The sequence below is a fragment of the Micromonospora sp. DT43 genome (genome assembly GCF_049841645.1).
Classification (GTDB): domain Bacteria; phylum Actinomycetota; class Actinomycetes; order Mycobacteriales; family Micromonosporaceae; genus Micromonospora.
The window spans coordinates 37147-59365 of record NZ_JBNCKR010000008.1; the positions used below are offsets into that span (position 1 = coordinate 37147).

General features: G+C 66.4%; 20 protein-coding genes. 9 read left to right on the forward strand and 11 right to left on the reverse strand.

Translation table 11 applies throughout. From position 1 onward, the window contains the following. Positions 1-20 precede the first annotated feature (20 nt). The gene (locus ACLQ26_RS20015) at positions 21-905 is read right to left on the reverse strand and encodes a formylglycine-generating enzyme family protein (protein WP_425745859.1); all 885 of its coding nucleotides are present in this window, start codon (positions 903-905) and stop codon (positions 21-23) included. A gap of 353 nt (positions 906-1258) precedes the next feature. On the opposite strand from ACLQ26_RS20015, the gene ACLQ26_RS20020 reads away from it, so the two are divergent. The 7 genes from ACLQ26_RS20020 (at position 1259) to ACLQ26_RS20050 (ending at position 5857) form a co-directional block, all read left to right on the forward strand. Then, positions 1259-2251, forward strand: coding sequence for a hypothetical protein (locus tag ACLQ26_RS20020; RefSeq protein ID WP_425745860.1), 993 nt, complete (start codon positions 1259-1261; stop codon positions 2249-2251). Next, positions 2244-2675: a hypothetical protein gene (locus tag ACLQ26_RS20025; RefSeq protein WP_328383782.1), complete on the forward strand. Its 432-nt coding sequence runs from the start codon at positions 2244-2246 to the stop codon at positions 2673-2675. Before ACLQ26_RS20020 ends, ACLQ26_RS20025 begins: the two co-directional genes overlap by 8 nt. A gap of 78 nt (positions 2676-2753) precedes the next feature. After that, on the forward strand, positions 2754-2909 hold the full coding sequence (locus ACLQ26_RS20030; RefSeq protein WP_425745861.1) for a hypothetical protein: 156 nt from the start codon (positions 2754-2756) through the stop codon (positions 2907-2909). Positions 2910-3192: 283 nt separating this feature from the next. Then, complete coding sequence (locus tag ACLQ26_RS20035) at positions 3193-3480, forward strand: hypothetical protein (protein ID WP_425745862.1); 288 nt, start codon at positions 3193-3195, stop codon at positions 3478-3480. Beyond that, the gene (locus tag ACLQ26_RS20040) at positions 3477-4523 is read left to right on the forward strand and encodes a hypothetical protein (protein ID WP_425745863.1); all 1047 of its coding nucleotides are present in this window, start codon (positions 3477-3479) and stop codon (positions 4521-4523) included. The genes ACLQ26_RS20035 and ACLQ26_RS20040 overlap by 4 nt, the downstream gene beginning before the upstream one ends. A gap of 561 nt (positions 4524-5084) precedes the next feature. Beyond that, entirely contained in the window at positions 5085-5213 is a 129-nt protein-coding gene (locus ACLQ26_RS20045; protein WP_425745864.1) for a hypothetical protein, read from the forward strand. A 50-nt stretch (positions 5214-5263) separates the two neighbouring features. Continuing rightward, positions 5264-5857, forward strand: a complete 594-nt coding sequence (locus ACLQ26_RS20050) for a C40 family peptidase (RefSeq protein WP_425745865.1) — start codon at positions 5264-5266, stop codon at positions 5855-5857. A 46-nt stretch (positions 5858-5903) separates the two neighbouring features. On the opposite strand, the gene ACLQ26_RS20055 is transcribed toward ACLQ26_RS20050, so the two are convergent. From ACLQ26_RS20055 to ACLQ26_RS20075, 5 genes are all read right to left on the reverse strand, one after another. Further along, positions 5904-7424, reverse strand: a complete 1521-nt coding sequence (locus ACLQ26_RS20055; protein ID WP_425745866.1) for a phospholipase D-like domain-containing protein — start codon at positions 7422-7424, stop codon at positions 5904-5906. Continuing rightward, entirely contained in the window at positions 7417-8592 is a 1176-nt protein-coding gene (locus ACLQ26_RS20060; protein WP_425745867.1) for a MarR family transcriptional regulator, read from the reverse strand. The genes ACLQ26_RS20055 and ACLQ26_RS20060 overlap by 8 nt, the downstream gene beginning before the upstream one ends. After that, positions 8589-12428, reverse strand: a complete 3840-nt coding sequence (locus tag ACLQ26_RS20065; RefSeq protein ID WP_425745868.1) for an AAA domain-containing protein — start codon at positions 12426-12428, stop codon at positions 8589-8591. The genes ACLQ26_RS20060 and ACLQ26_RS20065 overlap by 4 nt, the downstream gene beginning before the upstream one ends. A gap of 53 nt (positions 12429-12481) precedes the next feature. Then, complete coding sequence (locus ACLQ26_RS20070; RefSeq protein ID WP_425745869.1) at positions 12482-13915, reverse strand: hypothetical protein; 1434 nt, start codon at positions 13913-13915, stop codon at positions 12482-12484. A gap of 561 nt (positions 13916-14476) precedes the next feature. Next, positions 14477-14740, reverse strand: a complete 264-nt coding sequence (locus tag ACLQ26_RS20075; RefSeq protein ID WP_425745870.1) for a hypothetical protein — start codon at positions 14738-14740, stop codon at positions 14477-14479. Positions 14741-14776: 36 nt separating this feature from the next. Between ACLQ26_RS20075 and ACLQ26_RS20080 the strand changes: the two genes are divergently transcribed. Beyond that, a complete protein-coding gene (locus ACLQ26_RS20080) occupies positions 14777-14905 on the forward strand; it encodes a hypothetical protein (protein WP_425745871.1) in 129 nt (42 codons plus the stop codon). 13 nt (positions 14906-14918) lie between these two features. Further along, complete coding sequence (locus ACLQ26_RS20085) at positions 14919-15182, forward strand: hypothetical protein (RefSeq protein ID WP_425745872.1); 264 nt, start codon at positions 14919-14921, stop codon at positions 15180-15182. 68 nt (positions 15183-15250) lie between these two features. Here the strand turns inward: ACLQ26_RS20085 and ACLQ26_RS20090 are convergent, their stop codons facing one another. Genes ACLQ26_RS20090 through ACLQ26_RS20110 form a run of 5 tightly spaced genes read right to left on the reverse strand, consistent with a single transcriptional unit; the run spans position 15251 to position 21968 of the window. Next, the gene (locus tag ACLQ26_RS20090; RefSeq protein ID WP_425745873.1) at positions 15251-15736 is read right to left on the reverse strand and encodes a GNAT family N-acetyltransferase; all 486 of its coding nucleotides are present in this window, start codon (positions 15734-15736) and stop codon (positions 15251-15253) included. 12 nt (positions 15737-15748) lie between these two features. After that, the gene (locus tag ACLQ26_RS20095) at positions 15749-16843 is read right to left on the reverse strand and encodes an FxsB family cyclophane-forming radical SAM/SPASM peptide maturase (RefSeq protein ID WP_425745874.1); all 1095 of its coding nucleotides are present in this window, start codon (positions 16841-16843) and stop codon (positions 15749-15751) included. A gap of 19 nt (positions 16844-16862) precedes the next feature. After that, on the reverse strand, positions 16863-17003 hold the full coding sequence (locus tag ACLQ26_RS20100) for a hypothetical protein (protein WP_425745875.1): 141 nt from the start codon (positions 17001-17003) through the stop codon (positions 16863-16865). 48 nt (positions 17004-17051) lie between these two features. Beyond that, entirely contained in the window at positions 17052-19727 is a 2676-nt protein-coding gene (gene haaT / locus ACLQ26_RS20105; RefSeq protein ID WP_425745876.1) for a cyclophane-containing RiPP biosynthesis TPR protein HaaT, read from the reverse strand. A 33-nt stretch (positions 19728-19760) separates the two neighbouring features. Then, on the reverse strand, positions 19761-21968 hold the full coding sequence (locus ACLQ26_RS20110) for a lantibiotic dehydratase family protein (RefSeq protein ID WP_425745877.1): 2208 nt from the start codon (positions 21966-21968) through the stop codon (positions 19761-19763). Positions 21969-22219 lie beyond the last annotated feature (251 nt).

Sequence of the window (22219 nt, forward strand, 5' to 3'; positions counted from 1 at the left end):
GTAGAAATCCAGGGGGTGCTTCAGGCTCCTATCAGGCCACATCGACCCGACTGGCGGCTGTGCGGGCGGTGGGGCCGACGGGCGACCCCGCATCCCTGTTCGGCGACCGTCGGCCTGCTTACCGGCTCGCGAGAGATCCGCTTGGACCACCACTGGGGTGGCAGTGGTGCGGCCGGGCGTACCGCCGTGAAATCGGCGTGCTCGTACCGGGTGGCGGAGAGCAATGGCAGCCACTCGTCACAGCCCTGCCACGGGTAGAGGTCGGCTGCTCCGCCGCGCACAGTGCGAGGACCGTCGCCGATCCGTGGTCGCGCGTCTGCCGGTGCGCCGTTGAACCCGGGGATCCACACGTCTGCGCAGAGCTCGTTCGCCGAGCCCATCGCCGCCAGACCGAAGGCGTTATCGCCGGCGGCCGTCCGCGTCTCGTCGCCGAAGTCGTCGAGCAGTTGGTCCTCGTCGGGTTTCCCGTCGCCGCGGTACGTCAGCGTGGTGGTGCCGGCTCGCGCCGCGTATTCCCACTGCGCCTCGCTGGGCAGCTGGAACGGCAACAGCTTGAGCAGGTCGTCCAGGTCGCCTTCGAGCCGGGCCGTGCCGGTGTCCGCCTCGGCGTAGCCGTCTTCGTACTCGGGCAGCCAATGCTGGACCTGCGCCACGGTCAGCGGGTGCCGGGCGAGCAGGAACGGCTCGACCCGCACCTCGCGTACCGGCTGCGCGTCTCTGGCACTGGCGAGGAACGGGTCAATGGTGTCCTCGACTCCACCGCTTCGCTCGATCGCACGTACCGCGTCCAGCTCCGCCTCGGACAGTCCCATCCGGAACGTGCCGCCCGGAACCTCCCGGAACACGACCCCCGACGGAACATGCCGCCATGCCGGTCGCCCGGCCACGATCTCCTCGGTCCACATGGCGGCGAACGCTAGCAGCCAAGCCGCCCGGCGGTCTCTCCCGATGACCCCGCAGCTCGCGCAGGCGCCAAACGCCTGGTAAGGCCTTTGACCGAAAGCTACCGCCACCCCGAGAAGGCGCGGTAGCGCTGGCCGGCGATCAACTGACTAGCCGACCCGCGTCTTCCTTAAGAGCGAGTTCCTCCTCGCCGCGCCGGCCGCCGCCGAAGCGCGTCACGGTCCGTGGCCGGCACGATGCGACGCGGCGACACGCGTCATCCGAGCGGGCGAATGTCCGGACCCGGGCAGATAACATACGCGTTCGAGACGAACGCGGAACCTCCGCCTCACCACCGACGATGGAGGAACCTGCGATGCCTCTGCCGGCCCGCCCGATCGTCGTGCTCGCTGCCGCAGGCGTCGCAGGAACCACCGGCGTGGTCGCCGGAACCGCCGGTGCCCTGCAGATCGCCCGAGCCAACTCCCAGCGACAGCGGCAGGAGAACCGGCTCGCCGACCGAAACACCGAGCACCTTACGGAAGTCGAACGCCTCAAGGCCACGACGCGTGCCCTCGGCAAGACACAGGAACGCGCCATCCACGACGTGATCATACGGATGGAAGAGTTCCTCATCCAGAATGGCAAACAGGTCCTCGAAGGCGAACGCCACGTCTACGACGGGGTCACCGACTCGGACACCACCGACACCACGGGCATGACAAAGCTCAACCCGCAGATCGCGGCCTGGGCCGCCGGCATCGTCGGTTCAGCCGCCGTCGGCCGGACCACGTTGACGGTGCTGCGCGAAGGCATGGCCCGCTTCGGAACAGCCAGTACCGGCAGACCGATCCGGCAGTTGCACGGCGCCGCCAGGCAGAGCGCCTTGCGAGCCGCGTTCGCCGGCGGGAGCATCGAAACAGGTGGCCTCGGAGAAGCCTTCGGAGGAAAGATCCCCTACGTAGTCGCTGCCGGAGTTGCCGTGCTCACCGGCGGCGCCGGCGTCAAAATCGCGGGGTCGCTCGCGCAGGCCGACGCCGAGAAGGATCGCCAGGCCACCGACGACGCGATCCTGGAACTCGACCAGTACGACCAGCGCAGCCGCTGGGTCAGGCTACGCGCGTACGAACTCGACGACATCCTCAACCAGCTGATCCCACCCGCCGTGGACGCCCTGGACCTCCTGGAGTCCGAACCGTTCGACATGGAGGTTCACGGCCCGCGTCTGCAGGCGGCGCTGATCCTCGCCTCCGGCGTCGCTCAGATCGTCGACGCGCCCCTCATCGACGCCGATGGCAACCTCGACCCGCACACCGAACAAATCGTCTTCAAATACCGCAACGCGAGTAAGGAGAACCCGGATGCCTGACAAAGACACCGTACTGAGCGGCACCACCTTGCCGAAGGCCGACGGCGGATTCAACGCGCAAGCCGCGTACGAGGCGTTCAATCTGTTCATCCGCACCGTCCGCGACGCGGTCCAGACCCACCAGACGGAAAGCACGAAACGCGAACAGCTGCGAACCCAGCGTGAGACGCAGATCGAACAGATCAGAGCCACCGAACGGATCCTGCGGGACTACTTCGACCGGGTCTACACCGAGCGGCGAGAGAACCACCAGTTGCTGTTCGCCGGTCTCGACCAGGCGCTGAAAACCGGCGACAACGCCGCGCTTCAAACCGTCGTCGGCGGAATCGTCGACCTGGCCCGCACCTCACCCCTGGCGGACCTCGGTAACCTCGGCGAACTCCGGCGCGCCATGGAGGACCCCAACACCGTGTTCAAGCTATAGCCCGGCATGCTCGCATCAACCGTGCCTCCCAGACTCATATTGAGGTGATCTCAGCAAGGTCTCAGCCTCGAGCCTGCTATGGCAGCGCAGCCCTCGTGCGTACGCGCTGACTCCCATTCTGCGGCCGGCACCAAGCAGTTCTCGCAGCCGCGGCGGCTGGCCAGCCGGCTGATCGAGGACAACATCTACGACACCGACCACCCGGAACGCGCCGCCGGCGGCAAGGAAGAGTAGATGAGCAAGATATGGCCATTGCTTATCAATCTGCGACCGGGCGCGGTCGCAGATCGGCAACGGGGAGCGGGCGGAGCTCGCCGCGTGGGCCTGGCCGACCCCGGTAGCTGCCGGCGCTGACGTCGACGGCAACACCCTGGGCCCACAGTGGCGTCAATGAACAGTGAGCAGCCTGACCCGCGCGGCAAGGCCCGCCATGGTGCCCACAATCGACCGGGTCGCCCACACGCCGTGTTGCTCAGGCTGTCCGACGGAAAAGGCCGCCATCGACACGGCCGCGGCGATGGCGCAGCTGACCTCGGCCGGCTACGCGGCGAAGGCCGCAGTCGCCGCCGCGTCCGCCGCTCAGGCACCCTGTGGGACGGTCGGCGATCTGCGCGACCTGCAGCACGAGTTGTTTGCGGCCCGCCGCGCCGTGGTGATGTTCGGCAACAACGTCAACCAGGCCGCCGCAGCGTTCAACGCCACCGGCCAACTGCCCGACTGGGCCGCCGAGGCCGTCCGGCTCTGCGAGGCGGCGGTGGCCCGGCTTGATGAGGTGATCTCCCGGATCGACAGGAAGCTGCGGTGATCACGCGGGTGCACCGGCGAGGCTCGCGGGTCGGCCGGCTGCTGTGCTACCTGTGGGGCCCAGGCAAGGCGGAAGAGCACGTAAACCCGCATCTGGTGGCTGCCTGGGACGGCGCAGGCCCTCTGACCGACCTAGAACCCGGAGTCAACGCCAGCGGTAAGCGGGACCTCCGCGCGCTGACGGCGATGCTGGAGCAGCCGGTCCGCGTCGGCTACCGTCCGCCGACCCAGTTCGTTTGGCACGCCAGCATGCGGCTCGCCCCCGAGGATCGGCAGCGCAGCGTTAGTGACTCGACGTGGGCGAACATAGCGGTTCAGATGCTCACCGAGGTCGGCGTCGCCACCACCGCCACCGACCCGGGCCTGCGGTGGATCGCCATGCGCCACGCCGACGACCACATACACATCGTCGCCACGCTGGTGCGCGAGGACGGCCGTACCAACTGGCTGCGCAATGACTACCCGCGCTGCGTCAAGGCCACCTACGACGTCGCCCGCCGGTACAACCTGCGCCGCCGGGTCCCGCCGGCTGACCGCACCGCGCACCGCCGCCCTCACCCCGCTGAGGTCAGCAAAGCCCGTCGCACCGGCCGCGCCCAGACGCCCCGCGAGGAGCTGCGCCGGCGGGTACGCACGGCCGTGGCTGCGGCCGGTTCGCAGGAGGAGTTCTTCGCCCGGCTACGCGAGGCAGGGATTCTGGTCCGGCTGCGGCACAGCAGCACCGATCCCCGGCAGATCACCGGGTACGCGGTGGCGCTTCCTGGCGCACGCACCGCCGGCGGGCAACCGGTGTACTTCGGCGGGGGCCGGTTGGCGCCCCCTGCCGAAGCTGAGGCTGCGGTGGGATGCCCCGACGCGGTTGCCGGCATCGCCGACGGTCGGCCGAGCCGAGCGGGTCGATGCGATGCGTCAGGCCGCCAAGGTGGTCAGCGCGGCCGCCGCCGACATCCGTCGCGATGCGCATGCCGCGCCCGGACGGGCGCAGGCCACTGCGGTCGCCGCAGCGGACCTGCTCACCAGCCTGGCCTACACGGTGGAGGGTGACCGGCGCGGGCCGCTGCACCGGGCAGCCGAGGTGTTCGACCGAGCGGCCCGGGACCTCTACGGACGGGTCCAGAAATCCACCGGTCGTTCCCGGAAGATGCCCACCATGTCGCGTCTGGTAGCGCTCATGGGCCGCCTCTCCGGAGAGGACGACGCCATCGTAGCCCTTGCGTTGGTGATGGACTTGGCGCGGCTCGCCGACAGTCTGGGGCAGCTGCGGAGCGCCCAGCATCGCTTGCATCAGGCCGAGGCGGCCCGGGCCGCGGCCGACGCCCTGCGGGTGGTAGCTGGTGGCTGGCAACGGGCGGTAACGCTGCCGCTAACTCGGAGGTCAACACCTGCACCGACAATGGGAGGCGGTCGGCGTACCTCGCGCGGCCGCTGAGCAGGCAAGGGAGGTGCACATGGCGCAGCCGCAGCAACACGAGGACCCGATCGCCGAGACCCACCAACAGTTCTTGCAAGGGCTGGCGACGATGGCGACCGTCGGCGAGGCCGGCGCCCGCTGGGCCGCCGTCGGCATCCAGAACAAGGCCGGCGAACGGGAACGTGAGGCCAGCCATGCAGGAATCCACCCTGCGCAACCTCGGCCACCTCGGGGCGGACAACGACCACGACTCGCTCGGACTGTTCCAGCAGCGACCTAGTCAGGGCTGGGGTACCGCCGAGCAGATCCTGGAACCCCGCTAGTCCGCGAGAAGTTCTACGAGCGCCTGGTCGAGGTCGACGGCTGGCGGAGCATGCCGCTCACCCAGGCCGCGCAGGCTGTGCAGCGGTCAGCCTTTCCCGATGTCTACTCGAAGTGGCAGCCCGAGGCGCAGCAGCTCGTCGCCCTGATCAGCGAGGGCATGAACATCGTCTGCACCAGCGACGGCGGGGACGGGTTGCCGCCTCTGGACCACGCTGGCTTGCCCGACGGCTTCCTGCTGCCGGCTGACCCGCAGCTGCGGGCAGTCATCTCCTTCGCACTTGCGCAGAGGCGCAAGCCCTACGTCTGGGGCGCCAAAGGGCCGGACAGCTACGACTGTTCGGGGCTGATGATGGCCGCCTGGGCTAGAGGTGGCGTGCAGATTCCCCGGGTCACCGTCAACCAGGTCCACACCGGAGTTGCCATGCTTTCACTGCCGGCAATGAGACCCGGCGACCTGATCTTCATCCCCGGCTCAGATAGCACGATGGCTCGCCCGGGCCATGTCGGCATGTACATCGGAACCGACTGGATCGGCAGCCAGTACCTCGTCCAGGCACCGAAGACCGGCGATGTCGTGAAGGTCGTGGCCATCAGTAACTGGAGCCGGCAGGTTGCTGCCATCCGCAGGCCAACGCGGCGGTGAGGCCCATCTGCTGTACGGCTAGCGTAGTTGACGAAGATCGGACTACTCAGGTGGCTCTTTCGCGGCTGATCATAGGCGCAAAGATGCCGCGGTGCCCGATGGTTGGCGGGGACTCGCTCCGGCGTGGGGAGATCCAGCTTTCGAGTACGCGTCCGCTGGCTTGAGATCCCGAAGGACCCAAAGCTGGCTCAATCAGCCACCGCGTCCGATCACCGGACAGTCGGTAGCAGCGTGATCCGCTCAAGATCGAAAAATCCTCGCCGTCCTGTTGGAATAGTGCGGGCCCGGTATGTGAGCTCAATTGAAGCCAGGTCTGGTCACTGCAGGTGACGAAGCCCTGCGGAGCGCGTGGCCAGCTGCGCAACGAATCCGCCAGTAGCCGATCGCTTGCCTCGCGGGCAGGAGGATCGAGTTTGAACTCCAGATCCGACTCGGTCATGCAGTGTTGGAAGTAGAGCCACGCGTCCTCAAGCGCACCCGTCCCGTCTAGCTGGGTGCCAAGTTCCATTCCCCCGGTTAGACCCATCGCCGTCATCAGATTTGCGGAGAATACGGAACCAGTTCGTCTATCCGCAATGCATCCCTTGGCGTGAGTCAGTCGATCGGCGTAGATTTCCACCCCTGCTTTTTGGAACGCCGATGCCTCCGCACGTGAGGCCTCGGAGATGTTTCGGCCACGAAGTAACATTCTGACCCGGACTCCGCGATCTAGCGCACGGCACACCGGCTCGTACAGCAACTCCGGCCGTGCCGGTTGCTTTGGCAGGCCGAAGGTCATGTTGCCGATGCTGAACGTCGCCAAGATCAGTTCTTCGACGGCCTGGTCAATGGTGCGCCTAATTGAATCGAGAATCCGATGTTGCTCCTGCCAAGTCCAGAGGATTCGGCTGCCGTTATGGCTGCCGGGTAGGACGTCGTCGTCGGGGATCCGGTCATGCACAGAGTGATGCGTGGGTGCCGGAGGCATGTCCCAAGCACTGTGTCGCCACAGCCGCCGGAAAACCCAAGCCAGTACGGCGACCTCCTCGACGTCCTCGAAGACGAGGCCATTCTCGGCCACGGTGTTGAACGAGCGGGTGACTAGGTTTGCGCTGGACACCAGCGCGCGCGCATCGTCTACGACGACGAACTTTGCGTGCAGGCCCGGGTAGCCGCGGACGTAGATGCCGCTGGTCGTCAGACGGGTGAAGTTGCGGTATTCGATCTGCGTATCGATGTCCATTGTGTCTGATGCATCGTTGATGGCCCGGTTCAGGCCGCGGTCGTCGAGCGCCGAGACGACATAGACACCGCCTTGGAGGCGGTTCGCAGCCCGCTCGAGGGCGTGCCGGACATCCTCGTCACCTAGGAACAGCGTTGCGACGAAGACCCGCTTTTTTGCCGAGTCGATCAGGTCGATGAGCTCCTCCCGGATTGTCGAACCGCCGCCGGCATAGGTCAGGCAATGGCGGTAGCCCGTCACCTGTCCAGCGTGCTGTGACACGAAGGATGTTCGTTGCGGCGCATCCTCGCGTTTGAGGAAGTAGCCGCCCTTGAGCGTGCGCAGCCCCAGGTCGATGTCACTCAAAGGGGAAGTCCTCCTCGCGCCGCAATGCGTAGACATGCTGGTAGTGCCGGGCGGTCCAGAGCGCGCTGCGGACGTGGGCCGGGGTCAACTCTCCTGGGGCCACTCCGTAGCGGGTCGCGCTGGCTTCCACGATCGATACCAACCGTTGGGAGGTGGCTTCGGCGGCGGGTTTCATTGCGACCTCCGCCATCGCGTGCTGGAGCGCGAAGGTGTGTGCGGCGCGGCTGTCGCCTGGGGTGAACTCGACGTCGACGTAGACGACGTCCCGGTCTCCCTGTATCAGCAGGCCGCCGGGATGGCCGAGACGGATCCCGCTGGTCGCTGCGGCAACGGCCGCCTCATGGCCTAGCTCATATCGCCAAACCCGGCCGGTGTGCTCTGCCGCGGCCGGCCCCCAGACGTCGGCGGCGTACGCCGCCTGCTCAGCCAGCTCCGCCCAACGCCTCGCCAGGTTGTCTGCGTGGGGGACAAGGAGGTTTACAGTCTTCGTGGCACCTACCTCGACCTTTAAGCGCGCCCGATGCGTTCCGTCGCCGTCTGTCTCCACGTGCCCGCTAGAGCGATACTGCGGGCTGTAGGCTGGGACGAGATCATCTGTGGGAACCGCTGCCACGATGTCTTTCGCCAGGCCCAGGATCGTCTGGCGGCTGATGCGGTCGGCGATGATCTCGTGTCGGGGGGTCAGGCCGGCACCACGGTCGACGTCGACGTATCCGGCCGGCTCTGCCCGGTTCAGTCTCGGTGCCCGCCGGCCCGAGTTCTGGGGAAGGGCGATGAGTTCGTCGGTGTCCGCGAGATACAGAAGCGTTACCTGGGTGGGGCGGAGCCGCGCAACCGCTGTTTGCTTCACTGCCACATGCGCCGATTCGGTCGCGATCGCCTCAGCCTCGCGCGGCTCAAGCAGACCGAGGCGTACCAGCCTGCCGAAGATCGCGACGATCGCCGACTGCGGAATGCCGGTAATTTCCTCGATGTCGATCGGGTAGGCAGGGTCGAGCGCGATCGCCGCCTCGATGATCAGGCGATCGAGGACGGTAAGGCTCTCCTCGATCTTGCGTGTCATCGGTACGTCCGGCCAAATTTCGACGGCGAGGAGAGTTTCTTGTACGACCACGGTGGACTTGGAATCGATCTCTCGCGCCGGTTGGAAGGTGAACCGAACCGTCATAGTCGGCGGATCCGCATAAAGTCGGCGTCTTGGTCGACGAGGTGGAACAGGTTTTCGTAGAAGATCCGCGCCTGGCCGGGCACGCCGCCCTCGCCGGGATCGCCAAGCGCCCGCAGGGTGAGGCCATGACCGACGATCACGAGCGCGCGGCGCGCCCGGGTGAACGCGACGTTGAGGCGCCGGATGTCCTGTAGCCACTGCCCGTAGTTGGGGCCGATTCGTCCCGGGGTGCGAGCCCTGGTGAAGCTGATGATGACGAGGTCGCTTTGCTGGCCCTGAATGCGGTCGATGACATCGATGACCTCCCACTTCAAGTGCGGCAGGTCAGACGCGCGCAGCTGGGCTGCCAGTTGCTGGGCTTGGGCGCGGTAGAAGGCGAGAACACTGACGGTGATCGGGACGGCACCCGCCCGTCCGAGCCCCTCGTCGTAGAGGCGGCAGAGACGCTCGACGAGGACCTGCTCCAATTTGTTGACGAAACCGTGGTCTAGGGGCTCATCGCCGGCGTCCTGGTAGTGGCTCGTGTCGACGAAGATTACCGGCTTGGTGAGCGTTTCGGTGAGCACCAGCGGCGTGACGCCTATACGTTCGAGGTCCGTTGCTGGCGGCGTCTGGTATCGCCCCTGATACACAGGTTGATCGACGATGCGGGCGAGCGGCTCGATCATGCGGCGTTGCCAGACGAGTTCCTGGCGCAGTAGCTCGGGACATCGGACTACCGCTCTTTGAAAGAGGCTTTGCACCAGGTGACGCAGCATGGCCTCCAGTACTCGACGGTCCGCGTCATCGCTGGAGGCCGAGCTCACGATCTGACTGTATGCCGCAGAGAACTGGTCGCGGAAAGTGCTTTCCCAAGAACCGTCAGCCACTAGTTCCTCGGCGACCTCTCGCACGCTCTGGGTCCGGAACTTATGCAGTTCCTCGTCCTCGGCCCAGGCCTGCGCCAGGTGCCGCACTGCTGCCTCGACAGTCTCGTCGGCGCCACGGCCAAAGCGGTGCAGGGCGGTCAGTGCGTGGAGGAAGTACTCGTCACGCTGGTCGACGTGCGGAGGCAACTGATGCTCATCGCCGACCAAGACCCAACGCCGTGCCCGCGTAGCTCCGATGAGGAATTCGCTTTCGGTGACTCGGCTGGCCTCATCGACGATCAGTGTGTCGTAGTCAGCGTACCGTACCACCTCGCTGCCTCGCCCAACGATTCCCTTGGTGGTCGCGCAGACGAGATTCGCGGACCGTACCAGCGACTGCCGAATGTCGGCAGCGAGGCGCTCGTCCGACTGCTCGGCAGCCAGTTCGCACCATCGCCGGTGCAACTCCGGTAGCCGCTGCAGAACCCCGCGACGTCGCACGTATTGTCGGATGGCCGCGTCGTGATCGCCCGGATCCTCGGACTGTCCAGCCAGCGTCTCACCAATTTCCTCCAGACGCCGCAAGGCGAGGCCGAACCGTGCTTGCGCAGCCTTGCGTTCGTCGTCGGTGTCGGTAAGCTTCCGCTCGACGCGGTCCCGGCCGATCTCCCAGTCACGTGCACTCCACGTCTGATCGTGCTCGGCGTCCCGGTGTTCCTCGCGGACCCTCGTGACTTCGTTCAGCGCCGTGGACAGCTGATCGACGAGGTCCGCTATCGGACCTAGCGGCGCGGGACAGCGGGGGTCCGGGGTGACTGGCGCTTCCGTTACCAGCAGTGGCGGGATCACCTTGGCCAAGTAGAACGCGATCCGGCGGCGTTCTTCAGGAGCGGTGATCTCCGTTGTTTGTGCGCCGCTACGATCGACGATCTTTGCGAGACGCATCCACTGCAGTTCGGCCTGCCGATCTGCCTCCGCCCTCTGCCGGCGCGCGTTGCCGACCCGCTCCCGTGCCTGCTGATCTCCGGCGGTGTGAGCGGCCCTGGCAATTGCGAGATCTCGTTCTGCCTCGCCATTTCGGGCAGTAACGCGGAACAATCGCACTCTCAACCGAGCTGTTCGGTCGGTACTCTCGGCGACCTGACGTCGCGCCGCTGTGATTCCGCCCAAATGCATAGCGGTGAGTATCCGTCCGAGCCCTGTCTTATGGGTGACGGCGTCGTTGAGCTGCTGGCGAGCCTGCTCAAGAGCCGCCTCCTCCCTAGACAGCATCGCCCGAGCGGTGCGCAACTCTGCGGCCGTTTGGGTGACGGCTTGCTCTACTCGTCGCACCGCTGCGCTCAGCTCACCTACCCTCCGCCGCCAGCCGGCATCGGCGGAGGCCGAGGCGGCATCCGCCATCGCCAGACTATCCATCGCGGTGATACAGCGCCTGGCTAGCGGTGGCAGCGGCACGAGCACAGGCTGGGCCTGATGGAGGAGGCCAGCGTACTGCTGTACCACGCGCGCCAGTGACTCCTCCGCCGCCGCGAGCCGGGCGACAGCCCGCTCTGCTGCGGCCTGAAGCAAACCCGACTCCTGTTCAGCCTGGATCCGAGCCCGGTTCCAGTTGTCCATGCTGGCTGCCAGCGCTACACGCGCCTGTGCCGTGACATTCGTCTGACGGCGCTTGTGGCTGATCGCTGACTTTGCCTGTCCGGCGGCGCGGATGAGTTCTTCGACTTCTTGCAGTTCTCGGGCCCACCGTAAGTCTTGGCCACCGTTCTCGGGTTTGAGGACTCGGCCAGCGAGCTCACCACCGACGTTGGGCTCGAGAAAGTCATGCACGGCCTCTTGAACCCGGTCGTCGTTCCATGTAATCCGAAGCGGCCGGATACCGGGTTTGCGGCCAATCCGGCTCAGCACCTCATCGACGGCGACGTGGCTTGGCGCCAGCATCAGCACTCGCTCACCTCGCGCGGTCAGCTGTCTCGCGACCTCGCAGATGACCTCGGTCTTCCCCGTTCCCGGTGGGCCCTGCACCAGGAATGCGTGCGGCGACGAGACCGCACCGGTGACGGCCCGACGCTGCTCTTCATTCAACGGCACACTGGCCGGATCATCGTCACAGAAGAAATGTTCGGGAGGGATGAACGAGTTGGTTGCGGCGGTCAGAGCGTCAGGCCGGCACAGAAGACGAGCGAGGTCGTCCCAAGTCCCCTCCACCTCGCCGTTGAGGAAGTCCTGCAAGGCAGAAGCGTTCTGCCGCATCCCGAACGGCTTCACCAGGTTGATGATGACCGCTATGCCGATCCCCGGTGTCCAGTGTGGTGGTTGACGGATGGCTAGCCGCCCGCTTCTTACCCGCTGCACGGTGCTGTTCACCGTCAGCCCGCCGGGAGCGGTCACCATTACCCGTCTGCGGTCTAGGTCTGTTAGGTCCGAGCCCGGCTCCGCCTCCACAACCACTGCGCCCCGACCATCTTCAAGGTCCTCGATGCTGATCACGGTGCCCGTGATGGTTCGCTCGGCGGCCTCGGGGCGCTGTTCGGCGATCCCTAGGAGGCGTCTCAGTCGGTCGTACTCCTTGTTCACTGAGCGTTGTAGTCGAAGGGACGCCTGCGCCGGAACACGTGCCTGGTACGCACTTCGCCACTGTTTAGCCTGAGCCAGCAGATCATCCATGTCGAATGGAACTTCGCGGTAGTTGGGCTCGAATGACACCGCTCTTGGGACGATGCGATCCACCCGCCGCTCCATCGAGGATGCCTCATCGATGAAAGTGAGCTCTGCCAGCCAGGCGTTGGTGTGTATGGCTCTGCGTCGCCGTACCCTTGCTTCAAAACGCATGCCGCCGATCCGATAGGCCTGAAATCTGGATTGCCCCGACGAGCGATATCGGGCGATCCACACGCCGCCGGTCAAGTCATCGGCAACTTCTTGCAGCGTAACCCCAGGCGGCAGCGACAGGCGCTGTGGCGTCGACAGCACCAGCTCCCCGATCTTCATCGGAGGCGGGCCATCGGAGCGAGGGTGCTCAGGTTGGAGTAGAGGTGTCTTCATCAGACTTCGCGGACGAACCGTAGCGCCTCGATCAGATGACTGATGTTCTGGTCGGGGGAACGCTCGCTCCAAAATGCCCTCAACAGCGCGAGTGCCCTGCCGCGTAGCCCTGCACTCTGCTCGTGCGACACGGAATCGATGCCATGCGCTAGAACCGACCGGTTTCGTGTATCGACGACTCCGCGCATGCTCTGCACAGCGGCGAGCTTGTTCCACTTGAGCGCGATTAGCATGGTGTCGTCCACCAAGTAAAGCAGGATCATTGCATCCATCAAGGCGACCTTGCGGGGTAGCGCTGGTGTCGGTGCGCCGTATATGGCGTCTGTCAACGTCCCATACCTGCTATTTAGTTCGATCGGGTCGCCGAGCTTCGAGTAGTCCGGATTCTCCAGGTCTAGACCGAAAGTGTCCGACAGGCGCTCCTCGAAGGCCTTCTCGATGCTGCGGTAATACAGAAGGGCGGCGAAGTCATAGCGCCCTAGGTCCTGGTAGTGATCGCCGAGCAGGAAGAAGTTGAGCAGCATCTCCGGACCGGAGCGCCTGGCGAGCGACTCGGCGAACTCCAGCTGCCTACTAAGTCGCTGGGCCATTGCGGCGTCGAGACCGGGCCTGTTGTCCCGGAGGTGGTCTCGGACACGGCCTACGTGTTCGGGGAGTCCGTCGACATTTAGGTCGCACCAAGCTTCGTAGAGTGCGGCGAGGTCGCGCAGGAAGCGCACGCGGACCGGCTCTGACACCGAGCCGCTCAACTCCTCAAATCGCTGTCGTGCACCGGTGTACACCCCGCTGCGGAACATCGCCATCGCGGCGTCCATGTCCTTGTCGCCGAACAGGGCTGTTGGGTTCGGCAGCACGCAAAGTTTTTCACTGCCCGGCAGCGCCTGCCGCATCTCCGGATCGAAGGTGCTGTCTATGTAACACATGGGGAGGTCAAGTTGCGATGCCGCGAGTGCTGCCCCAGCGCTCATAACCTTCTTGCCGCCCGTTATGTCGATCATGGCGCTCAGCGGCCGATCGCCGCTACGTAGCGAGCTGACCTCCTTCCGAACGATCTCGTAGATGCTCGTCGGATTCACCGGGTCGCAGGACACGTGCCGGACGCCGGCAAACTCGATCTTCCCTACGAGCTTCTCCCAGATGGCGTTAGTCGTTGCCTCCGTGTTCGCTGACGAGATGATCAATAGCTTGGCTGGACAGGTGAGGGCGAAGGCTAGGAGGGTCGTCTCCGGCGAAAAGCCGGACAAGCTGATCAACAGATCCACCGGCGGGCACTCGACGTCTATGGAGTTGCGCCGAGCTACCTCGACGGCCTCGTCGTAGATCTCCGTGAGCCGGAACCTCTGCGTCTGCTCGGCGGGGGTACCTTCCCCGTAGGTTTCTTCGCCGCGGAAGATGCGCCGCATACGGGCGTGCTTCTCATCCAGGGTCGTCATAGAAGAAGCATCCTATGGTGCCGGGCGACATTTATTGCGCCGGCGGACGGGTGCTGTGCGGGGCGCAGGCGATTCTACGGCCGGATGCTCGGTTGACACGGCTCTGCGTCGGGTTGAGTGACCCGGCGGAGCGCTCGGAACTGCAGGCCGCGTGGCAGGTCATGCGCTGGGCTATGGGATGAGTTCAGGCAGGGCAACTCGGTTCCTACGAGAAGGCTCCGATGATCAGCCGGTTGGAGCACGCGCGGAGCGGCAACGAGCATGGCGGTTGTCGGACAGTCGACAATGGCCCCAACGCCAAGCCCTCCGCGAACAGGTGCGTCTCGACTGTCTAGACGGTGGTCGATTCACCCTCTGCATCTCCGGCCGGGTTGGTCCGGTGACCCGGGCAGTGCTCAACCCATGAGCGCGAGCATCTGCACCGCGCTAGCAATGAAGCACGGTCCGACCGGTATGTGGGCCCCACGAGGCACACGCCTGCTGGCTAACAGCACGATCCCTACGACCCCCGCACCCAGGAAGCCCCAGGAACACCGCGCCGATCGCGGTGCCCCAGCCCCATCACCCCAACAGCGCGGTCACCGACAGGATTAGCTTGGCGTCGCCCAGGCCCGTGCCGCGCGACTGCGCAAGACCAGGCCCATGCTGACGAACAGCGTAGTAGTGCTGGCGCGCAGACCGCCGCACCGAATAGGCGATTCCATCGATCCCGGTGATGACTGCGTCGACGGTAAGCAGAGCGAAGACGCCGGCGGCCGCTGGCATGGTGGTGACGTCGGGCAGACGGTGCCTTGAACGTCGATGAACACGAGCGGGACCGCTCACCCAGCCCACCACGGGCCGGCCGACAACACTGAAAGGTTGGGTGGCAAGAACCACGACGGCCACCGCAACCGCAGTGCAGAGCTTCGTGAGGTGGGGGCAGAGCTGACCGTCGAGGTGGAGACCCTGGACAGTCCCGCCAGCGAGGGCCGGGAGGAGCAGCGGTGAGCACCAGCATGCGATGGCGGCTGGCCGTCCCGTTGATCGGTCTGAGCCTGCTGTTTGTGACCCGACCATTTACGGCACCTGGGTGTTCTGGTCCGATATTGGAAACACGTACCGGTCGCTCAGCGTCGTCATCTGCCTGGCTCTGCTGGCGCAGCTGGCGTTGGCGGTGTCGATCGGCGTACGGCCGAGCCGGGATGTGCCCTGGCTGCGGATCGGACTGATCGCGGTCACGTTCTTGGTGGCCTGCGGTGTTGCGGCGGTGCGGAGGTCGTTCTGACATCGACCGCACCGAAGCGGTCGCTACTGTTGCCTGCCAGACTCCGTGCCGGAGTCTGGCATGTCGACTCAACCGAGTGGCCCCGGGATGTCGGACCCGACGCGGTAGTTCACCTTCCCCTCAAATTCCTCGAATCCGAGTCGTTGATAGAAGGCACGTGCGCCATCGTTGTCCCGGTCGGTCATCCACTCCACTCGACTGCACCCCGGCGCGGCGGCCGCAATTGACTGCATCTCCTGCATGAGCCGCGTTCCGGTGCCCAGCCGCCGGCCGTCCGGCCGCACGTACAGCTCCTTGATGAACAGTGAGTGCGTCGATCCGGCTGCCGGCCATAAGAAGGAGTACGCCGCCAGCCCGATCACGTCGTCGCCGCTCAGTGCGAGCACGCAGTACGCCAGGGGTGGCGTCCCGAACAGCGCGGCTTCGACCTGTGCCAGTCGTTCATCGAACGGCTGGATCGACGTGGCGCCGTAGTACCGCTCGATCTCCTCGATCATTGCGGCGACGGTCTTGGCGTCGCCGGGCTCGGCTGGGCGGACGACGAGGTGCTGCACTGTGCTTCTCCTTCAGGCCGGAAGCGTGGCTTGGACGTGCCGGATGAGGTGCGCGAGGTCCTGACAGTAGACGGACGGGTTGCGGTATCCGCGCTCAGCGCTCAACCGATGCGGCAAATATCCGCCGCCACAGACGGACACCAGGGGGCAGCGCTGGCACTCTTCTGCCAGGGCCGCCACGCCGACCTGCCGTCGCCGGATCGCCGGGTGGTTCGCCACCTCGTCGAAGCTGTGGTCGAAGACGTCAAGGCCGAGGCTTGCGGCGCCCGGGGCGGCGGCTTTGAGTGTGTCGACGTTCTCGATCGAGCCGTCGGACTCGACCACGACGATGTCGGCCGGTGCGAGTCCGAGCGATTCGACGGAACCTTTCGCACCGAGGCTGAGGGCGACGATGTCTTCGAGTATGCGCACCGAGTGCGTGTAGGAGTCGGCGCTGGTCCATGCGTCGTAGACGCGGCTCAGCCAGCGGCCGTACTCCGGCTCAGCGGGATTGGTGCGTCCCGGTGGGGCGTCGTGCGTGGCGTGCGGCAGGTTGAAGTCGATGACCGCCGGCCCGAGTGACGCGAGATAGTCGTGAACGTCGGCGGGGTCGTTGCGGAGGTCGACCACGGCCAGCACACCGGCAAACAGGTGGGGCCGATTGCGGAGCAGTTCGATACCGCGGACCGCCGCATCCGACGTCGACCGACCGCGGTGGCTGACCCGGTGGCGGTCATTCGCCGTGGGCCGGCCGTCGATGCTCACGCCGACCCGGACGTCGAACCGATCGAAGAGGTCCAGCCAGTCGTCGTTGAGCAGCATGCCGTTGGTTTGCAACTCGAAGCGGACGGACGGCACTCGGTCGTGAAGTATCTGCAGGATGGCGCCGAGGTGGCGCGGCCCGGCGAGCAAGGGCTCGCCACCATGCAGCACGACGTCTACGTGGTCGAGGTCGTGGGCGGTGGCGTGCTCGGCGATTCGCTGCGCGACGGCGTGGGCCACCTCGACGCTCATCCGTACGGGCAGGCCCCGCCAGGACTGGTCTGGCCCGTTGAAGACATAGCAGTAGTCGCAGTTGATGTTGCAGCGGTTGACCACCTTGAGGATGAAGGTTCGCAGTGGTGGCATGCCCGCGCTCCGCGCGTGCTCAGGATTGCGCGGGAATCGACGCTGCGTGCGCGGCTCGAACAGCCTCGGGCTTGGCCTGCTCGGCCGCTATCCGGGCCTGGACCCTCTGGACCACCGTCGCCAGCACCGGCTGCACTTTCGACGTCGTCGACTGCTGCATGGTCGCCTCCTTCATGTCTGACGGTGACGATACCGGGACGCAGTGAAGTTACGTAGGTTGATTTCTGAGCCGTTCGTGGAGCATATGGGCGGCACTGTGGAGGTCGGCCGCTCGCTCAGGTCGCCCCAGAGCAAGTTCGCAGCGCGCGAGGCCGTCCAGCGCATGCGCCTCCTGCAGCGGCACGCCCAGTTCGCGGGCGAGGGACAGTGCGAGCTCGTATCGGTCATTCGCCCGGTTGAGTTCACCGGCGTCGAGGTGCAACGCGCCAATGTGGTTGTGCACTTCTAGTTGACCAGTACGGTCTCCGAGCTCGGCGTACCACCCGGCAGCGCTGTCCAGCGCGCTCCTGGCACCGACGAGGTTGCCTTCGAGGCGATGCAGGACGCCCATCTCGGCCGTGGCGGCGGCCAACCCACCCCGACTCTCCAATTGGGCGTAGATGGTCACGGCCCGCTCCTGGGCCGCGATCGCGGCTGCCTGGTCCCCTCGGAGCCGGTGCAGCACCCCGAGGTGCCGGATGGCGTTGGCCTCGCCGAATCGGTCACCGAGTTCGGCGTACTTGGCCAGTGCCTGTTCGTGCGATTCGGTCGCACCGTCGAGGTCTCCCGTCAGGCGACGGGCGACGCCCAGCTCGTTGAGCGCGTACGCCTGATGCACCGGATCACCGATCCTGGTGTAGATCGCCAGCGCCTCGCGGGCGTTGTGCTCGGCCTCGGCGTAGTCGCCCGTCAGGGATCGGACCAGTCCGAGGTCGCGGAGCGCGTTGGCCTCGCCGAAACGATCACCGATCAGTCGGTAGATCTCCAGCGCTTCCGTCGAAGCGTCGGCGGAAGGCCCCAGGTCACCGGTCATGCGCCGCACCATGCCCAGGTCGGCAAGTGCGTTCGCCTGGCCGAGCATGTCACCGGTCTCTCGGCAGATCTCCAACGCTTCCGTCTGGGTTCGGGCCGCCTCGTCGTACGTAGCGGTCAGGTAGTGCACGATGCCGAGCTGGTTGAGCACCGACGCCTGCCCATTCAGATCGCTGAGAGCCCGGTAGATCGCGAGCGACTCGTCCAGGGTCTCCACCGCTGCCCGGTAGCGGGCCATGAGGCGGGACACCATGCCGAGGTTCGCCAATGCGTCGGCCTCTGCCTTCCGGTCACCCGTGCGGCGTGCCGCCACGACCGCGGTGCGGTGCAGCTCGGCGGCCTGGTCCCACGGACCCGCCTGGCGCAGGTACGGCGCCATCGCGGCGGCGAGCCCCACGACCAGGGCGTGCTGCTCGCGGCGCACGCACTCCTCGACGCAGGCGAGAACGTTCGCGCGCTCAGCATCAAGCCACGCCGAAGCCGTGGCCGGCGAATCGAATCGGACTGTAGTGGTCGTGGATCCACGGCTGATGTGGGTATTCGCCGCGCTGATGGTCTCCAGGTAGTGTCCCGCAAGCTTCTTGATCGACATCGTCCCGTCCTGCCCGTCTTCCCCGAGGCTGCGTCCATAGTCCCTGACCAGGTCATGGAACCGGTACCGTCCGTGCTCGGTTTCATCCAGCAGGTGATTTCCATAGAGCGCCTCAAGCTCGGACCGCGCCACCTTCCGGGAGACCGAAGCCAGCGCCGCGGCGGCCTCTTCATCGACGTCGAGCCCGGGGAACCGGCTGAGTCGACGGAAGAACCGCTGCCGTTCACCCGGCAGATCCTGGTACGACAGGTCGAATGCGGCTGCGACGGCGCGCTCGCCCGCCTGCATCTCCACCAGGCGGTGCTGCGTCGACAACAAGCGATCCTTGAGATCCTCGACGCTCCAGGACGGGTGGTGCCGCAGCCTCGCCGCAAGCAGGGCAACCGCCAACGGCAGGTAACCGCAGACAGCGACGAGCTCACCAACCGATTCCTTGCGGAGCCGACTACGACCGGCCAGACGCATGAACAACGCGGCGGCGTCCGTCGCCGACAACGCGCTCATCTGCAGACTCGTCGCGTCCGGTGCGGCTAGCCGACGACGGCTGGTGACCAACACGAGGCTGCCGGCCGCGCCCGGCAGCAACTGCTCCACCTGCGCATACGTGGCGGCGTTGTCGAGGATGAGCAGCATCCGCCGATCAGCCACCCGAGTGCGCCACAGTGCGGCGCGGGCCTCGGTCATCGCCCACTGATCGTCGCTGTTCGGGATCTTCTGCGGGGCGACGCCGTCGGCGAGCAGCAGCGACGCGAGTGCCTCGGCCGGTCCGACCGGCTCGCGTCCAGGCGTGTGCCCGTTGAGGTTCAGGAAAAGCTGACCGTCCGGGAACTTTGGTGCAAGCAGATGGCCGACGTGGATGGCGAAGGCGGTCTTGCCGACGCCAGGCATGCCGTCGATGGTCCGGACAGGCATGATCGACTGATCCGTCGACGCCTCGTCCAAGATCTGTTGGATTTCGTCCTTCCGGTTGGTGAAGCCGGCCACGTCGCGCGGCAGAGTTCGCAAGACCGCGGCCGACCCCATCGACGACACGGGCTCGTCGGCAGCCATCCGTATGCCGACCTGGTCCGGCTCAGTCAGGCCCGGCAGCAATGCGGCGAGGACCACGGCAACGACCGCAAGCAACAGGAACGACTGCCACGGGTACCGCTGCACCAGAGACAACCAGCCGGGCCACCGCTGCTGATTCGAGGCGGCGTTAGTCGCCAGGCCGATCATCAGCGTCACTGCGGCAACGCCGGCAGCAACCAGTCCCGCAACGGTTACTCGGCGCAACTTCACGATCAGCACCGTAGGGCATATCGACAAGAAGCACTATGAAAAATCCTTCGCCGCGACGGCATTTATCGCCTCAAGCGAACCATCCGAGTCATGCGCGGGGGCGTCCCGAGGTGTCTGTCCCTGGTCGCGCCCGATGACGCGAGCCGGGGTCGGTGTGGGCAGCGGTGGCCAAGGTGGTGGTTCGGCGGCGTGCAGCGCGACGATGGCCTCGTGCGGGCGGCCGCCGCACCAACCGAGGTCCTCCGGCGTGGGTGCCTCCACGAGGACCGCTCGCGGTGCGGTGAGTAGGTGGGTGCGCAGCAGGACGCGGTGCGCCGACTCGTCGAGATCCAGGGGCAGGCGTCGGTCGGCCTCGATCAGGTGCACCAGGCGCGGCAGCCGCCGGCGTGCCCGCCATTCGTCGAAGGTGTCGTCCCAGGCGTACCAGGGTTGGTGTCGGTCGGGTAGCTCGGCTGCCCCCAGGCGCCAGGTGGCCGGGGCCAGGATCGCTCGGCCGTACCGCACCCGGGGGAGGAAGGGCAGCTTCGCCCGGGCGGCGGCACCCCAATTGAAAGCCGTGACCTGCGCGCAGTGGGCGCGTCCGAGCTCGATGAGGAACCGGGCCAGCGGAGGAGTGTGGGTGCGCAGGTTCAGCGCGTGCATGCCGACGGCCTCGATCCGGTGGCCGCGGTCGGGCACCGCGAGGTACATACGTCGGCCGTCGCATCCCACCGCCAGGTCGTCGATGGTGAGCACCGAGCGACTCGGCCATCGGTGCTCGGCTAGGCTGATCACCGTTGGCAGCACCTGGCTTGCGCGCGTGACGTGCACGGCTTCGGGGTCGAGCGGCGGGAATGACACCTGGGCCGGTTTGGTGGCTCGGTCGCTGGCGGGTAGAGCGGCCAAGCTGGCGACGAACCTTCCTGCTTCGCTCGGCCGCAGCACGCCGAGGAAGCGTCCGGTGAGTCCGCCGGCGGCCCGGGACACGGAGGTCACCTCGACAGTGAATCTGCCGCGCGTCAGGTCCTTGTCGTCGGCGGCCTGAACGCGCACGCACGCTTCGAGGTGCGGAGGTAGGCGTAGCCGCGGCGGTCCTAGGTCTAACTGCGCGATAAGCGCGTCGTCGAGGGCCACCTCGATCGCGCCGTCGAGTGCCGCGCGTTGCGCCATGCTGAGAAGCACCTCGTCGCGGCAGGACATCGGTGAGCGAGGCTCGGGGGCAGAACTTCCTACATAGCCGTCCGGCAGGCCGATGCCGCTGTCCGAGTCAATCACTTCGCGTACCGGCACCAGCGAACCGATCCCATAGCGTTCGTAGAAGCGCTGGTGGTAGGTCCGCCAAGCGGCGGTGCCGTACGGGTCTGCGCTCAACCGCGTCAGCGCCAGCGCGGCACGCTCCACCTCCCTAGCTACCTCATCGGGGAGCGTCACCGAGGCGTCCAACCGGAGATCCACCGCCAGCGGCTCCCGCTCGGAGATCGCGAGACTCCGCATCTGCAAGGCCACCAGCCGCCGGGCCGCTGGGGCATCGCCCGGCTGCGCCCTGTTGTGGCGGTGCAGCCCAGCATGGATCTCTCGCAAAGCGCCAACGACGTCAGCGACGGACGTGCCGATTTCGGCGCCGGCCTCGTCGAGCTGGCGCAGCAGGTACCCGAGGGCGTCGGGCTCTGTGCTGGGAGCGTGCAGGCTCGTGATGAGGGCGTGCTGCGCGATCAGCTGGTTGAGCATCGCCGTGACGTCCGCCGCGGATGTTTGTGGAAACGCTCTACGGAGCTGCGAGGCGAGGACCTCCAGCCGGATCGGGCTGTGGGCTGCCTCGATGGCAGCCTGTACCGGTGCTGAATGGCGCAGGGATACCTCCGCCGATCCCACTTGGCCGTTGAGCCCAGGGCTCGGCTGGTAGGGGAAGATGAGCCGGTCGTCGCGGACAGTCAGCGTGTTGTTCGCGACCACGGGTAGTCGGGAGAGCAGCTCCGGGCAGCGTTCGAGATGGGCGATCACGTCGGTGAGCCAGCCGGCACCTGCCTGGGCGATAGCCTGGTGGTTTGTGCCCCAGCGGGTAGGTGCTTTCGAGCCGAATACGGCCGGCGCCACGCCGGCGAGCAGTTCGAACGGCGTGGGTCGACCCAGTAGGCGCTGCGCGTACCGGGCGACGGTGTGGACCGTCCGCCGTGTCTCGCGTACCGAAGCAGACTCACCCGCACAGAGCTTGCTGACCTTCGCCGCGAGCACCGGGCTCGAGAGCGTGACCGCCTCGACCACAGCGTCGATGGCCCAGACCTGCCGTAGCCAGCCGACCCAGGACGGCACGAGGTCGGGGCGAGATTCGGTCAGGTCTGGCCACGGCGGCAGGTCGACCGCCGGGTGCGCGACGGCGCGGACAAGTGCGTTGGTCATTGACCGGTAGGCGGGGGACTGAACGGACCGGCTCACATGATCACCTCGGCATGACAGGGGCGCCCGACCGGCACCGACGGTTGTGGCGGTGCTGGCCGGCCTTGCTGAGCCCGTTG

What these genes read in the sequence shown, in the direction of transcription:
- ACLQ26_RS20015 (WP_425745859.1), bottom strand. Translation starts at nt 905, where the DNA reads ATGTGGACCGAGGAGATCGTGGCCGGGCGACCGGCATGGCGGCATGTT.
- ACLQ26_RS20020 (WP_425745860.1), top strand. Translation starts at nt 1,259, where the DNA reads ATGCCTCTGCCGGCCCGCCCGATCGTCGTGCTCGCTGCCGCAGGCGTC.
- ACLQ26_RS20025 (WP_328383782.1), top strand. Translation starts at nt 2,244, where the DNA reads ATGCCTGACAAAGACACCGTACTGAGCGGCACCACCTTGCCGAAGGCC.
- ACLQ26_RS20030 (WP_425745861.1), top strand. Translation starts at nt 2,754, where the DNA reads ATGGCAGCGCAGCCCTCGTGCGTACGCGCTGACTCCCATTCTGCGGCC.
- ACLQ26_RS20035 (WP_425745862.1), top strand. Translation starts at nt 3,193, where the DNA reads ATGGCGCAGCTGACCTCGGCCGGCTACGCGGCGAAGGCCGCAGTCGCC.
- ACLQ26_RS20045 (WP_425745864.1), top strand. Translation starts at nt 5,085, where the DNA reads ATGCAGGAATCCACCCTGCGCAACCTCGGCCACCTCGGGGCGGACAAC.
- ACLQ26_RS20050 (WP_425745865.1), top strand. Translation starts at nt 5,264, where the DNA reads ATGCCGCTCACCCAGGCCGCGCAGGCTGTGCAGCGGTCAGCCTTTCCC.
- ACLQ26_RS20060 (WP_425745867.1), bottom strand. Translation starts at nt 8,592, where the DNA reads ATGACGGTTCGGTTCACCTTCCAACCGGCGCGAGAGATCGATTCCAAG.
- ACLQ26_RS20065 (WP_425745868.1), bottom strand. Translation starts at nt 12,428, where the DNA reads ATGAAGATCGGGGAGCTGGTGCTGTCGACGCCACAGCGCCTGTCGCTG.
- ACLQ26_RS20070 (WP_425745869.1), bottom strand. Translation starts at nt 13,915, where the DNA reads ATGACGACCCTGGATGAGAAGCACGCCCGTATGCGGCGCATCTTCCGC.
- ACLQ26_RS20085 (WP_425745872.1), top strand. Translation starts at nt 14,919, where the DNA reads ATGGCGGCTGGCCGTCCCGTTGATCGGTCTGAGCCTGCTGTTTGTGAC.
- ACLQ26_RS20095 (WP_425745874.1), bottom strand. Translation starts at nt 16,843, where the DNA reads ATGCCACCACTGCGAACCTTCATCCTCAAGGTGGTCAACCGCTGCAAC.
- ACLQ26_RS20100 (WP_425745875.1), bottom strand. Translation starts at nt 17,003, where the DNA reads ATGCAGCAGTCGACGACGTCGAAAGTGCAGCCGGTGCTGGCGACGGTG.